Source organism: Bacillus paramycoides, from assembly GCF_038971285.1.
Lineage (GTDB): Bacteria > Bacillota > Bacilli > Bacillales > Bacillaceae_G > Bacillus_A.
The window spans coordinates 4,302,007-4,315,703 of sequence record NZ_CP152427.1 but is presented as its reverse complement, the minus strand read 5'-3'; the positions used below and the strand labels follow the sequence as shown (position 1 = coordinate 4,315,703).

14 protein-coding genes and 1 other annotated feature are annotated in these 13,697 nt (G+C 36.0%); all 14 genes read left to right on the top strand.

Features of this window, described 5'->3' with window-relative positions; translation table 11 throughout:
- Window positions 1–798, top strand: coding sequence for a septum site-determining protein MinD (gene minD, locus AAG068_RS22330; RefSeq protein ID WP_342715856.1), 798 nt, complete (start codon window positions 1–3; stop codon window positions 796–798).
- 133 nt (window positions 799–931) lie between these two features.
- A complete protein-coding gene (gene spoIVFA / locus AAG068_RS22325) occupies window positions 932–1,678 on the top strand; it encodes a stage IV sporulation protein SpoIVFA (protein WP_342715855.1) in 747 nt (248 codons plus the stop codon).
- On the top strand, window positions 1,671–2,531 hold the full coding sequence (spoIVFB, locus tag AAG068_RS22320; protein WP_342715854.1) for a stage IV sporulation intramembrane metalloprotease SpoIVFB: 861 nt from the start codon (window positions 1,671–1,673) through the stop codon (window positions 2,529–2,531). The genes spoIVFA and spoIVFB overlap by 8 nt, the downstream gene beginning before the upstream one ends.
- A 67-nt stretch (window positions 2,532–2,598) precedes the next feature.
- Window positions 2,599–3,987: an Rne/Rng family ribonuclease gene (locus AAG068_RS22315; RefSeq protein WP_342715853.1), complete on the top strand. Its 1,389-nt coding sequence runs from the start codon at window positions 2,599–2,601 to the stop codon at window positions 3,985–3,987.
- A gap of 77 nt (window positions 3,988–4,064) precedes the next feature.
- Window positions 4,065–4,142, top strand: a sequence feature (ribosomal protein L21 leader region).
- 14 nt (window positions 4,143–4,156) lie between these two features.
- Complete coding sequence (gene rplU, locus AAG068_RS22310) at window positions 4,157–4,465, top strand: 50S ribosomal protein L21 (RefSeq protein ID WP_000270907.1); 309 nt, start codon at window positions 4,157–4,159, stop codon at window positions 4,463–4,465.
- An 11-nt stretch (window positions 4,466–4,476) separates the two neighbouring features.
- Window positions 4,477–4,821: a ribosomal-processing cysteine protease Prp gene (locus AAG068_RS22305; protein ID WP_098669493.1), complete on the top strand. Its 345-nt coding sequence runs from the start codon at window positions 4,477–4,479 to the stop codon at window positions 4,819–4,821.
- A 3-nt stretch (window positions 4,822–4,824) separates the two neighbouring features.
- The gene (gene rpmA, locus AAG068_RS22300; RefSeq protein WP_000944957.1) at window positions 4,825–5,115 is read left to right on the top strand and encodes a 50S ribosomal protein L27; all 291 of its coding nucleotides are present in this window, start codon (window positions 4,825–4,827) and stop codon (window positions 5,113–5,115) included.
- Between the two features lie 63 nt (window positions 5,116–5,178).
- Entirely contained in the window at window positions 5,179–5,727 is a 549-nt protein-coding gene (locus AAG068_RS22295; RefSeq protein WP_063224842.1) for a sporulation initiation phosphotransferase B, read from the top strand.
- Window positions 5,727–7,013, top strand: coding sequence for a GTPase ObgE (obgE, locus tag AAG068_RS22290; RefSeq protein ID WP_342715848.1), 1,287 nt, complete (start codon window positions 5,727–5,729; stop codon window positions 7,011–7,013). Before AAG068_RS22295 ends, obgE begins: the two co-directional genes overlap by 1 nt.
- A 138-nt stretch (window positions 7,014–7,151) precedes the next feature.
- The gene (locus tag AAG068_RS22285) at window positions 7,152–7,859 is read left to right on the top strand and encodes a response regulator transcription factor (protein ID WP_342715847.1); all 708 of its coding nucleotides are present in this window, start codon (window positions 7,152–7,154) and stop codon (window positions 7,857–7,859) included.
- Window positions 7,849–8,931, top strand: a complete 1,083-nt coding sequence (locus AAG068_RS22280) for a HAMP domain-containing histidine kinase (protein ID WP_342715846.1) — start codon at window positions 7,849–7,851, stop codon at window positions 8,929–8,931. The genes AAG068_RS22285 and AAG068_RS22280 overlap by 11 nt, the downstream gene beginning before the upstream one ends.
- A 93-nt stretch (window positions 8,932–9,024) precedes the next feature.
- Window positions 9,025–9,801, top strand: coding sequence for an ABC transporter ATP-binding protein (locus AAG068_RS22275; protein WP_000114530.1), 777 nt, complete (start codon window positions 9,025–9,027; stop codon window positions 9,799–9,801).
- On the top strand, window positions 9,776–11,698 hold the full coding sequence (locus AAG068_RS22270; RefSeq protein ID WP_342715844.1) for an ABC transporter permease: 1,923 nt from the start codon (window positions 9,776–9,778) through the stop codon (window positions 11,696–11,698). The genes AAG068_RS22275 and AAG068_RS22270 overlap by 26 nt, the downstream gene beginning before the upstream one ends.
- Window positions 11,699–11,747: 49 nt before the next feature.
- On the top strand, window positions 11,748–13,658 hold the full coding sequence (locus AAG068_RS22265) for an ABC transporter permease (protein WP_342715843.1): 1,911 nt from the start codon (window positions 11,748–11,750) through the stop codon (window positions 13,656–13,658).
- Window positions 13,659–13,697: the final 39 nt, after the last annotated feature.

Here is a 13,697-nt window from a genome sequence, read left to right as displayed (position 1 = left end):
GTGGGAGAGGCAATAGTAATTACATCTGGAAAAGGCGGTGTAGGTAAAACTACAACGTCTGCGAACATTGGTACAGCCCTAGCGTTATCTGGAAAGAAAGTGTGCTTAATTGACACAGATATCGGTCTTCGCAACTTAGACGTAGTAATGGGGCTGGAAAATCGTATTGTATTTGATCTTGTTGATGTCGTTGAAGGGCGTTGTCGTTTACCTCAGGCTCTTATTAAAGATAAACGTTTTGATGATCTTTATTTATTACCTGCAGCACAAACGAGTGATAAATCAGCGGTAACACCTGAACAAATGGATGAATTAATACAAGTATTACGTCAAGATTATGATTACATATTAATTGATTGTCCTGCGGGGATTGAGCAGGGATTTAAAAACGCGGTAGCTGGTGCGGATAAAGCAATTGTTGTTACGACGCCAGAAGTATCCTCAATGCGCGATGCGGATCGTATTATCGGGCTTTTAGAAAAAGAGGATATTGAACCACCGAAACTTGTTATTAATCGTGTGCGTAGTCATATGCTTCATGAACAGGATATGTTAGATGTTGATGAAATCGTACGTACATTGTCAATCGAGCTTCTTGGTGTTGTTGAAGATGATGATGAGGTTATTCGTGCTACAAATACAGGTGAACCTGTAGCGTTGCAACCGACCGGAAAAGCAGCGTTAGCTTATCGTAATATTGCAAGACGTTTGTTGGGCGAGAATGTCCCATTACAAGCATTTGAACAAGAAAAGGTATCGGTATTTACCAAGGTGAAAAACTTCTTTGGAATCCGTTAAAAGCACTTCGCATATTTGCGGAGTGCTTTCTTTTTTCTTCATACGAATATCTTCCTTTCCTAGCTCATACATATGTACAAACTGTATACAACTGTTTCTATTTAAATTAGCTTATTGAAGGAAAGGAGACAGTATGAAGAATAGACGTGTAGAAGAAATTAAAAAACGGATTGCGAAAAGGAAGGCAGAGCAAGAAAGGATGGAGGAAGAGCAGTATTTCGCTGGAGGGAATTTTGATAATGAAACAGTATTTATTGAGGATGGAGAAAAGGGAATTCATCCTTTATTTCGAAAAGAAGTGTTTTTCTTCAAAGTTTTATTATCAGCAATATTAGTTCTTTCTGTCGCTATTTTATATAAGAATGCACCCTCTTCTTTTGACGGTGCTAAAGCTGTTACAGAAAAAGTGATGAAAGAAGAGTTTCAGTTTGCTACTGTAGCGAAATGGTACGAAAAGCAGTTTGGAAAACCTCTCGTATTTTATTCGCCAAATGAGAAAAAAGAAGGAACTATTCAGCAAAAAGATTATGCGATTCCTGCTTCCGGAAAGGTAATGCAAGGGTTTCAAAAAAATGGCCAAGGTGTATTTGTCCAAACCGCTACAAATGCAACTGTTGAGTCAGTAAATGAAGGGCTAGTTGTTTTTGCAGGAAAGAAGGAGGAACTTGGTAATACAGTTCAAATTCAACATGCAGACGGCACGGAGTCATGGTATGCAAACTTAAATGATATGTCAGTGAAATTATATGATTACGTTTCAAAGAAACAAAAAATTGGAACGGTAAATAATGATGCAAATAATAAAAATGGTAAGTTTTATTTTGCTATAAAAAAGAATGAAAAATTTATTGATCCGATTCAGGTGATTTCGTTTGATTAAATATAGAGATGTTTTAACGAAAATTTCAGTGCATCCATTGTTTTGGGTTATTATTGTCATTGGTATTTTTACGGCTCGTTTTAAAGAGTTGCTACTGTTGTTTTGTATCGTTCTTATCCATGAACTTGGGCATGCTTTTGCAGCGGCGTATTATAATTGGCGTATTAAAAAGATTGAACTTTTACCGTTTGGTGGTGTAGCTGAGCTCGAGGAGCATGGGAATAAATCATTGAAAGAAGAGCTCGTTGTCGTAATTGCAGGACCTATTCAACATATTTGGATGATGGCGGTAGGCTATATGTTGTTTGAAGCTGGTTGGCTTCATGCGGATTTATATTATTTCTTTATGTGGAATAATATAATTATTTTAGCGTTTAATTTACTGCCTATTTGGCCGCTTGATGGTGGGAAAGTATTGTTTAACGTATTATCATATCGTTTTCCTTATTTACAGGCACATGAAAAGATGATGAAATTATCATGTGTTTTTTTTAGTGTAATACTAGTGTGGCAGTTACTTTGGAATAGTAACAATATTATGATGTGGGTGCTACTCATATTTTTAGCTGTGTCGTTATATCAAGAGTGGAAACAAAGACGGTATGCCTTTATGCGTTTTTTATTAGAACGTTATTATGGGAACAAAAGAGGAATTGAAAAGATTGCACCTATTGAAGTGCAATCAGAAGATCATTTATATAAGATATTCACAAAATTTCGTAGAGGGTATAAGCACTCTATTATCGTCCGTGGGAAATATAAAGAACATTACACATTGGATGAAAATGAACTGCTCTATGCGTATTTTACTGAAAAACGAACAACTTCATCTGTCGAAGAATTAATCGGTTAGTGTTGACGATAGCACTAACCTTTTATTATTGTAAAAGCAAAGATGATTATAAAGTGAGGAAAGAATTTTGAAAACGTTATATATGAACTACGCTGGATCGGAAAAACGCGTTGCAATTGAAGAGAAGAAAAAAATTGTTGAGTTTTTATGGAAGCGAAATGAAGAACAAGAGATTGTTGGGCACATTTATGTTGGACGTATCGTAAGAACGATTGCTGGAATGAACGCAGCTTTTGTAAATATCGGTTTAGAAAAACATGCGTATCTTTCATACGATGATGTACCGTCTTCTTATCGTATACATGAAGGGCAAGCGGTACTCGTACAAGTTGTGAAAGAGGCAATTGATACGAAAGGACCGAAATTGACAGCGAATATAGAATTTACCGGGAAATATGTCGTTTATATGCCATATGATGAAATGCGTGCGGTTTCTCGGAAAATAAAAAATAATAAAAGAAGGCAACAACTACTCCAAATTGAAGTAGAAGGGACAGGAGGGTATATATTCCGCTCTGCTTCTGAAAAAGGGGAAATTGAAGAAATACAAGCTGAAATGCAAAAGTTACAACAGTTATATGAAGAATTAAAAAGAAAAGAGGGCCAAGTAAAGGCGCCGTTACTACTTCATCGACCGGCCACCTTTTTAGATCGTGTATTTCAAGAGAATCCAATTGAAACGATTGAAAAAGTAGTTGTAGATACAAGAAGTATAGTAAAAGAATTAGAAGAAAAAATTGGGGGAGAAAAAGTATCTTTTTATAATGAAAAATCTTCAATGTTTAGCCATTTTGGAATAGAGCGTGAGATCGAGAAAGCACTTCAAAAGATAGTGTGGCTCCCGAATGGTGCTTATTTAATTGTGGAACAAATGGAGACGATGACTGTAATTGATGTGAATACGGGCAAGTTTACTGGAAAACAGAATTTACAAGATACAGTCCTTCGTACAAATGAATTGGCAGCTGAAGAGATTGCACGTCAATTAAGACTGCGTGATATCGGTGGTATGATATTAATTGATTTCATTAATATGAAAAGAAGAGAAGATAAAGAAAAGATAAGAGAATGTCTCATCGCTGCTATGCAAAATGATCGCACATATACAAGAGTGCTTGGGTTTACAGAGTTAGGGATTTTAGAGATGACACGTAAACGTAAAAAACATTCTTTACGCGACGTACTACTAGAAGAGTGTGTACCGTGCAAAGCGACGGGTTATGTGATGTCATATGAAACAATTGCGTATGAGTTAGAGAGAGAGTTAATTACATATGGTAATATAGAAGATGAGGCTGTATTAATCGCTGCACCTAAAGAACTGCAAAAACAATTTTTGCAAAAAGAATTACAAAAAAATATTCCATTTGAAATTTATTTCAAAGATGATATGATCGAAAAGTACGCTATTATCCGTTTTGGAAGTAAAAAAGAAATTATAGAACGGAAAAAATAGTTAGTAGAAGTTTCATTGACAATAGTCAATGAATTATGGTAACATCTTTATGTTATAGTTTATAGCACCTAAACGGCTATATGCTACAACCGCACAAGACAGGTTCCCTAAAGGCATTTATGTCTACCTCGTTTTTGGCGAGTCTTAGTAATTAAGAGGAGGTGCAAGTATGTACGCAATTATCGAAACAGGTGGAAAACAAATTAAAGTTGAAGCTGGTCAAGCAATCTACATTGAAAAATTAGATGTTGAAGCTGGTGAAACTGTTACTTTTGACAAAGTTCTTTTCGTTGGTGGCGAAAACGTTAAAGTTGGTAGCCCAGTTGTAGAAGGTGCAACAGTTACTGCGAAAGTTGAAAAACAAGGTCGCGCTAAGAAAATTATCGTTTTCAAATACAAAGCGAAAAAGAACAATCGTAAGAAACAAGGTCATCGTCAACCTTACACTAAGCTAGTTGTTGAAGCTATCAACGCTTAATTCTGGTTAACATGATTAAAATTACGATAAGTCGCACGAAATTAGGAAGTATCCAATCATTTAAAATGACTGGACATGCCGATTATGCGCCACATGGACAAGACCTTGTCTGTGCTGGAACTACAGCGGTTGTGTTTGGTTCTATAAATGCAGTGGAAGAACTTTGTAATGTGCAGGCAACTATTGAACTCGGAAGTGATGGCGGATTCTTAACGTATGAATTGCCTAATGATTTAGACGTTCATACAATGGAAAAAGCACAGATACTTTTAGAAGGATTGGTTGTTTCGCTTAAGACGATCGAACTTGATTACGGAAAGTATATCCGTTTAATAGAAAAAGTGCAGGAGGTGTAACGTATGTTAAGATTAGATCTTCAGTTTTTCGCATCTAAGAAAGGTGTAGGTAGTACAAAGAACGGTCGTGACTCTCAGTCAAAACGTCTTGGTGCTAAACGCGCAGATGGTCAAACGGTTTCAGGTGGTTCAATTCTTTACCGTCAACGCGGTACAAAAATTTATCCAGGTGTTAACGTTGGTCGTGGTGGCGATGACACTTTATACGCGAAAGTTGACGGCGTAGTACGCTTCGAGCGTCTTGGCCGTGACCGCAAACAAGTGAGCGTATATCCTGTTGCTCAAGAAGCATAAGAACTCACGGAAAACTCTAACCTGAGTGCAGGTTAGAGTTTTTCTATATTAAGGGGTATCTAAATGAATGAAAAATGGACAATTATAGATGCATTGCGCCATTCAAGACATGATTGGCTCAATCGTATGCAGATGGTGAAAGGAAACCTTTCCCTTGGAAAAGTGGAAGAAATTCATAGTCTCATCGATCGTTTTGTCCAAGAAGCGAGACAAGAATCCAATCTGATGGGGCTATCAATGCCTTTATTTTCAGAGTGGATTTTAACATATAATTGGAAACAGCAGCCGTGCTTATTGGAGTACGAAGTATTAGGGAAATTACATAACTTATCTCACTTAGATGAGACTGTATGTACATGGACGAATCAATTTTTCTCAATGCTTCAGCATAGTTTAGACGTATATGTTGAAAATTATGTTTGTATCACAATTGAATGTGACGCGGAGAATGCTCGTTTCTTTTTTGATTTTCGTGGTAAGCTAACGAGTGTAGAAGAACTACAGAATTGGCTTGCGAACCAAAACAATAAATGGTATTCCATTTCTTATACAGTGCGAGACGAAGAAGTCTCAGTTATATTACAACCAATTGAAAAAAGTGTGGTGAAATAATGTTTGTAGATCAGGTCAAGATATATGTAAAAGGTGGCGACGGTGGTAACGGAATGGTTGCGTATCGTCGTGAGAAGTATGTTCCAAAAGGTGGCCCAGCAGGTGGCGACGGTGGTAAAGGTGCAGATGTTGTTTTCGTTGTTGAGGAAGGCTTACGTACATTAATGGACTTCCGCTACCAACGTCATTTCAAAGCTGATCGCGGTCAGCACGGGATGAGTAAGGGGCAACACGGACGTAAATCTGAAGATTTACTTGTAAAGGTTCCGCCAGGAACCGTAGTAAAAGATGAAAAAACTGGTCAAATTCTTGCCGATTTAGTAACGCATGGACAAACTGCTGTAATTGCAAAAGGTGGTCGCGGTGGCCGTGGTAACTCACGTTTCGCAACAGCTACGAATCCAGCGCCAGAAATCGCTGAGAACGGGGAACCAGGTCAAGAGCGTGATGTCATTCTAGAACTTAAAGTACTAGCAGACGTTGGACTTGTTGGATTCCCAAGTGTAGGTAAATCTACATTATTATCTGTCGTATCATCAGCACGTCCGAAAATTGCAGAGTATCACTTCACAACAATCGTTCCAAATCTTGGTGTTGTTGAAACTGGTGATAACCGCAGCTTCGTTATGGCTGACCTTCCTGGACTAATTGAAGGTGCACATGCTGGCGTCGGACTTGGACACCAATTCTTACGTCATATCGAGCGTACACGTGTAATCGTGCATGTTGTTGATATGTCTGGTTTAGAAGGCCGTGATCCATATGAAGATTACGTAACGATTAATAATGAATTAAAAGAATACAATCTTCGCTTAACAGAGCGTCCACAAGTTGTTGTTGCAAACAAAATGGATATGCCAGATGCAGAAGAAAACTTACAAGCGTTTAAAGAGAAAGTGGGGGACGAAGTAAAAATCTTCCCAATCTCAGCTGTAACGAAACAAGGGGTTCGTGACTTACTGTTTGAAGTAGCGAACTTAATAGAAACAACACCAGAATTCCCAATACATGAAGTTGCGGATGAGTCTGATACAAGTGTAATGTACAAACTTGAGACTGAAGGTGTTAAATTTGAAATTACACGTGAAAGTGATGGCACGTTTGTTATCTCTGGTTACGATATCGAGAAAACATTCAAGATGACAGACTTCTCACGTGATGAATCTGTACGTCGTTTCGCTCGTCAAATGCGCGGAATGGGTATTGATGAAGCTCTTCGTGCACGTGGTGCGAAAGACGGAGATATTGTAAAAATTCTTGAATATGAATTTGAATTTATCGACTAAGACTGCCGAAATATGGCAGTCTTTTTTTGTTATAAATGTCTGATTCGTATAGGAAAAAATACCCACTAATTAAATTTTCAATTTATAATAGAACAAGGAGTGGTTTTTGGAAGAATTTCTTATGGGGAGAAAATGAACATGTATAAAATATTAATTGTAGAAGACGATGAAAAAATCGCGGGAATATTAGAAGAGCATTTAGAAAGGTATGGCTATCAGTCATTTAGAGCAAGTGATTTACAACATATAAAAGATGAGTTCGTGAAAGTAAATCCACATCTCGTGTTACTTGATATTAATTTACCGTATTTTGATGGTTTTTATTGGTGTCGCCAAATCCGCACTGTATCCAATGCACCAATTATTTTTGTTTCTGCAAGAACAGGAGAAATGGATCAAGTAATGGCAATTGAAAATGGTGGAGATGATTACATTACGAAGCCATTCCATTTAGATATTGTAATGGCTAAGGTGAAAAGTGCACTTCGGCGTGGGTATGGTGAATATGCTTCTGCGGCAGAAAGTGATTGTTTAGGTGTAAATGGACTGTTGTTATTTCCGTCCCAACATGTTGTTGAGTGGCAAGGGCAACAAACAGAACTGACAAAAAATGAATTTTATTTATTAGAGTGTTTAATGAAACAAGCAAATCAATATGTAACGCGCGAAGAACTGTTAGAAGCCCTCTGGGATGAGGTAGCTTTTGTCGATGATAATACATTAACCGTAAATGTAAAACGTGTAAGGAAGAAACTAGAGGAGCTAGGCATTAAAAATGCAATTGTAACGAAACGTGGATATGGTTATGCGCTTCTTACAGAGTGGGGCGAAGGGCATGAAGGTTAAAAATTACCTCATGGACCGCTTTTCTTTACTTCTTTCTTATATTGTTAGCCTCTGTCTATTTGGGCTCGTTTTGCAGTTGCAAAATCTTTTGGACAAAAGATCAATTGACTGGAGTACGTGGTTATATGGACTCTTATTAGGGACAGTCGTATTTACTGTATACCTCATTTACGATTACCGAAAACGAAGTGTGTTTTTAAAGAGGATCGAAAAGTATGTTACTGGCGGAAATACATTACATGACTCTTTACTTATTGATACTTCTTATACGTCAGAGCAAGAGATGGTCGTTGAATCGTTTACGCTATTGAGACAGCAATATATGAATGAAGTTCATAAACAACATGCGAAAGAACAACAGCAAATGATATTTATGAACCAATGGATTCATCAAATGAAAACACCAGTATCGGTTGTAGAATTGCTATTACAGAAGTTTGGTAAGGAGCATCGTGAAGCAAGAGCAACAGTTGAAAGTATTCGTGAAGAAAATAACCGTATACTAAATGGTTTAGATTTAGCGTTACATATGGCAAGGTTAGAGCAGTTTGCGAAAGATTATAAAGTAGAAGTAGTAAATGTGATAGATATCATTCGAGGTATTATTAATGAAAATCGAAAATCCTTTATTCAATCGTCTGTATTTCCGAAAGTAATGTTTGAGGAAGATATTTGTATGGTTGCATCTGATAGAAAATGGCTCAGTATTGCTATAGGTCAAATCGTTGTAAATGCAATTAAGTATACGAAAATTTCAGAAGCAGAGAAAAAGGAAATTCAATTTCAAATTGAAGAGAAAGATCAAAAAGTGTTATTACATATTAAGGACAATGGAATCGGTATTCCAGAGCAAGATGTAAAGCGTATATTTGATCCATTCTTTACGGGGATAAATGGCCGTAAAACGAGAGAAGCAACCGGAATGGGCTTATATATTACGAAGGAAATTTGCGATAATTTACATCACGGTATTTATGTACAATCAGCTGAAGGGGAAGGGACAACATTCACGTTCCAATTTGCAAAAGATGAAGAATATCATACATTAATGAGAAAAATGACAAAACTGTAAGATAACAAAACGTTTTGTAAGGGAAATCGCTCGTTTCTTTTTCTTATTTTTCTTATAGTAAATGTAAGAAGAAAACACATAGGGGGATTAGAAATGAGTGTTCTTGAAGTAAAAGGATTAACGAAGGTGTATCAATCAAAAGGTTCAGTAGCGACGACTGCTTTAAACGATATAAATTTTAAAATAGAAGAAGGGGAATTTGTAGGGATTATGGGTCCTTCAGGAAGCGGGAAAACAACGCTTTTAAATTTATTAGCAACAATTGATAAGCAAACTTCAGGTCATGTGCTTGTAAATGGCGAAGAAATTAATCAAATGCGTGCTGCAAAACTAGCAGAGTTTCGCCGTACACATTTAGGATTCATCTTCCAAGATTTTAACTTACTTGATACGTTATCGATTAAAGAAAATATTATTTTGCCGCTTGTAATGGCGAAGAAATCTGTAAATGAGATTGATGCAAAAGTGCTTGAGATTGCAAAGTTTTTAAATATCGAAGAAATTTTAAATAAAAAAGTATATGAAGTATCAGGCGGGCAACAACAACGTGCAGCAGCTGCGAGAGCGATCATTCATGAACCGACTTTAATTTTAGCGGATGAGCCTACTGGAAACTTAGATTCGAAGTCAGCAAAATCATTAATGAGCGCGTTGCAAGACTTACATGAACAAAAGAAAGTGACAATTGCAATGGTAACGCATGATCCGGTAGCGGCTAGTTATTGTGAACGTATCCTTTTCATACGTGATGGAGAAATTTTCTCGGAAATACATAAAGGAAGAACGAAACAAGCCTTTTTCCAAGAAATTCTGGACGTACTTGCGATGCTAGGAGGAGAATATCATGAACTTTCGCCAGCTCGTGCTTAATAACGTAAAAGGAAATTGGCGTAACTATAAAGCGTTTCTTATAAGTAGTTGTTTATCGATTGTCGTATTTTTTATGTATGCTTCCTTCATTTATCATCCGGATGTCGTAAGCGGTAATATTAGTATGAGGCAGATGATTTCAAAAGGATTAGAATCGATGAATTATATTGTAGTCATCTTCTCAGCACTCTTTATTTTATATGCAAATTCAACATTTTTACGAGCAAGGAAAAAAGAGTTTGGTCTATTAACATTAATAGGCGGAACGAAATCGCAGCTCGGCCGAATGATTATATTAGAGCAACTGATGTTAGGTAGTATTGCCATTGTAGTAGGTATTGGGCTTGGCATGCTTTGTTCAAAATTATTCTTCCAAGCATTAAGCGTAATATTGAAAATAGATAAAACACTTCCACTCGTATGGAATAGTAAAGCGGTTTTGATTACAGCAGGTGTATACTTTATTCTATTTTTAATCCTATCATTGTTTAGCGTTTGGACAGTAGGACGCTTGCAAATTATCGATTTATTAAGAGAAGCAAGAAAACAAAAAGTAGAGCCTTTTGCATTTACATGGTTATGCGTAGTTGGTATAGGATGTATTATTGTTGCATATGTACTTAGCTTCCAAGTAACATTTATGAATTTTATCATTCTGTTTTTACCGATTGTAGGGCTGACGATAGGCGGAACTTATTTGCTGTTTACACAAGGTAGTACAGTCGTATTAAAGGCGTTACAAAAACGAAAAAAATCTTTTTATACATATCCAAATATGTTCGTACTTAGCAATCTTATTTATAAAATGAAAGATAATGCTCGTTTTCTATTTGTAATTTCTATCATTACGGCGGTTGTATCTTCAGCAGTCGGTACACTGTATGTATTCTTTGAAGATATGAGCTATAAGACAGTAACTAGTACCCCGCATGCTATTTCGTATGAGGAAAAAGGAATACATACGCATAATGTCATCAAAGAAGGAAAAACAAAAGAATTAATAAAAAAACACGGATTTGAAGAAGCGCGAGAAGTAACGTACGTAAAACTTCCTGGAACTCAAAAAATCACGATGTTTAACAGTGAACATGAGATGCCAATGGCGATTGTTTCAGAAAAAGAATATAACGCTGAAGTACGTAAACAAAAGAGAGAGCAAGTTAGAGAAGTTCATAATGCACCAGGTAGTGCAACGATGGTTATAATGGATATGGCGAACGATATGATGAAGATAGATCGTTCGAAACCGTATGAAATTAAAATTAACGGACAAACGCAATCTGTTCAATTAAATAAGCCAACTTCATTTTCTGTTTTTAATGATAGTGAATATCTCATTGTAAATGATCAAGATTTTGAGAAATACGCAAAGCTCGTACCGGATGAAGAAAAGACGAAATATTACGGTTATTATATAGAAGACTGGAAAAGTACAGAAGACCTTGTGTTAGATTTGAAAAAGGAAGTTGCACCAGATAAGCAAGAGGAATTGCATAACTCAGTGTTCGCTTATAAAAATATAAGAGAATCAGGAGCAATTACAATGTTTATTGGTTTCTTTGTAGCTGTACTGTTCTTCTTCTTCGCTTGTAGTATGACATACTTTAAATGGTTTAACGATAAAGAACAAGATCGTATTCAATTTAAATCGTTAAAGAGAATCGGTATGACAGATAAAGAAATTCGTAAAATTGCAATTCGACAAATGGGTGTTATCTTCTTTATCCCAATTTTAATTGGTGCCATTCATAGTGGATTTGCTCTTCATACGTTAGGGAAAATGCTTTATCTCGATTTATGGAAATCAGGTGCGATTGTAATTGGAGCATACATTGTAGCTTCTGCGATTTACTTTATAATCGCGCAAAGAGGATATTTGAAACACGTGAAAAGCTAGAGAAATCTCTAGCTTTTTGCCTATGTAGTAAGTTATAGGAGGACGATAGATGAACATTCGGCAACTAGCGCTGCAAAATATAAAAGGAAATTGGCGTAATTATAAAGTGTTTTTCTTAAGTAGTTGTTTTGCAATATTTGCGTCTTTTGCATACATGTCTGTCATTGTACATCCGTATATGCAGGAGACGATGTGGTATCAAAACGTACGCTGGGGACTTATTATATGTAATATTATAATCATTTCTTTTTTCGTCATATTTATTTTGTACTCTACTTCTATTTTCATAGAGGCACGTAAGAAAGAACTAGGATTATACATGTTAATGGGAGCAACGAAATCTAACGTAATAGGAGTAATTATGACCGAGCAAATATTAATCGGGGTATTTGCTAATATTTTCGGTATTGGGCTTGGTATGATCTTTTTAAAGCTCTTCTTCATGGTGTTTAGTATGTTACTGGGGCTTCCGAAAGAACTGCCTGTCATATTTGACGTGAGAGCAATCGGGGGAACGTTTATTGCTTATATGGTCGTATTTTTTGTCTTATCATTTATAAGTGCTTTACGTATATGGAATATAAAAATCATTCGGTTATTGAAAGAATTTCGAGCAGATAAAAAAGAGAAGAAAACATCAATGTGGCTTTGTATATTCGGATTTATTTGTTTAGGTATAGGATATGCGTTAGCGTTACAAGCGACCATACTAACGATAGCGTTCTATTTTTTCCCTGTGTCTATACTTGTCTCTTTCGGAACGTATTTTTCTTTTACATACGGCACTGCTCAAATATTAGAAATAATAAAACGAAATAAAAAGATTATGTATACATATCCGTATTTATTTATAGTGAATCAATTATCACATCGAATGAAGGAAAATGGTCGCTTTTTCTTTCTAATGTCAATGGCAACGACGTTTGTAGTTACAGCAACAGGTACAGTGTTCTTATATTTTTCTAGCATGCAAGATATGTGGCGAACTGGAGGGGTACACTCGTTTTCGTACATAGAAAAAGGTATTTCTACTCATGAAGTCTTTGAGGAAGGTGCGGTTGAAAAATTACTGCATCAATATGAGTATGATGATTTTCAATATATAAGTTTTGTTGGAGTGTATGCATCCTTTCAATCTAATAAGGGAGAAACAACAATAGTACCGCTTATAAAAGAAAGTGAATATAACCAAGAAGCGAGGAAACAAAAACAGAAAACGTATCGTCCTAAAAAAGGTACAGTGACACTCGTTTATTATAATAAATACAATAATTCGAATGTATATAATCAAAAAGAGATTCAATTGCAAGTAATGAATCAACCATATCAATTCGTATTTAACGGTCAGAAAGAAGGGGTTCAATTTAACCATCATCCTTCGTACATTAATGGTCTGTTCTTCGTTATGAATGATGAAGATTTTGATAGTATAGCAAATCAGGTTCCTGATTCTGAAAAAATGATATATAGAGGCTACACATTACCAAATATCGAAAAGACGAAGAGATTAAATGAAGATTTACGGAAACATATGAAACAAGATAATAATGCATTTCGAAGCAATATGGAGTTATATGTAAATATGAAAGAAGGCGGCGATATTACTCTATTTGTAGGCTCATTTATTAGTATATTATTCTTTCTTACTTCATGTAGTATCGTGTATTTTAAATGGTTCCATAATATTGCATCGGACCGAAAGCAGTATGGTGCACTCTCTAAACTTGGAATGACGAAGGAAGAAGTATGGAAAATTTCTCGTTGGCAATTATGTATGCTATTTTTTGCGCCAATTCTAGTTGGGAGTATGCATAGTGCAGTTGCGTTATATACGTTTCATAATACGCTCTTTATGGATGGTTCATTAAGAAAAGTAGGCTTGTTTATTCTATTTTATATCGCTGCATGCATCGTTTATTTCTTTTTTGCTCAAAGAGAATATAGGAAACATTTAGACTAGCGCATGCTAGTCTTTTTTAAATATTCGAAATTTACATAG

What these genes read in the sequence shown, in the direction of transcription:
- spoIVFA (WP_342715855.1), top strand. Translation starts at nt 932, where the DNA reads ATGAAGAATAGACGTGTAGAAGAAATTAAAAAACGGATTGCGAAAAGG.
- rplU (WP_000270907.1), top strand. Translation starts at nt 4,157, where the DNA reads ATGTACGCAATTATCGAAACAGGTGGAAAACAAATTAAAGTTGAAGCT.
- AAG068_RS22305 (WP_098669493.1), top strand. Translation starts at nt 4,477, where the DNA reads ATGATTAAAATTACGATAAGTCGCACGAAATTAGGAAGTATCCAATCA.
- rpmA (WP_000944957.1), top strand. Translation starts at nt 4,825, where the DNA reads ATGTTAAGATTAGATCTTCAGTTTTTCGCATCTAAGAAAGGTGTAGGT.
- AAG068_RS22295 (WP_063224842.1), top strand. Translation starts at nt 5,179, where the DNA reads ATGAATGAAAAATGGACAATTATAGATGCATTGCGCCATTCAAGACAT.
- obgE (WP_342715848.1), top strand. Translation starts at nt 5,727, where the DNA reads ATGTTTGTAGATCAGGTCAAGATATATGTAAAAGGTGGCGACGGTGGT.
- AAG068_RS22285 (WP_342715847.1), top strand. Translation starts at nt 7,152, where the DNA reads ATGTATAAAATATTAATTGTAGAAGACGATGAAAAAATCGCGGGAATA.
- AAG068_RS22280 (WP_342715846.1), top strand. Translation starts at nt 7,849, where the DNA reads ATGAAGGTTAAAAATTACCTCATGGACCGCTTTTCTTTACTTCTTTCT.
- AAG068_RS22275 (WP_000114530.1), top strand. Translation starts at nt 9,025, where the DNA reads ATGAGTGTTCTTGAAGTAAAAGGATTAACGAAGGTGTATCAATCAAAA.
- AAG068_RS22270 (WP_342715844.1), top strand. Translation starts at nt 9,776, where the DNA reads ATGAACTTTCGCCAGCTCGTGCTTAATAACGTAAAAGGAAATTGGCGT.
- AAG068_RS22265 (WP_342715843.1), top strand. Translation starts at nt 11,748, where the DNA reads ATGAACATTCGGCAACTAGCGCTGCAAAATATAAAAGGAAATTGGCGT.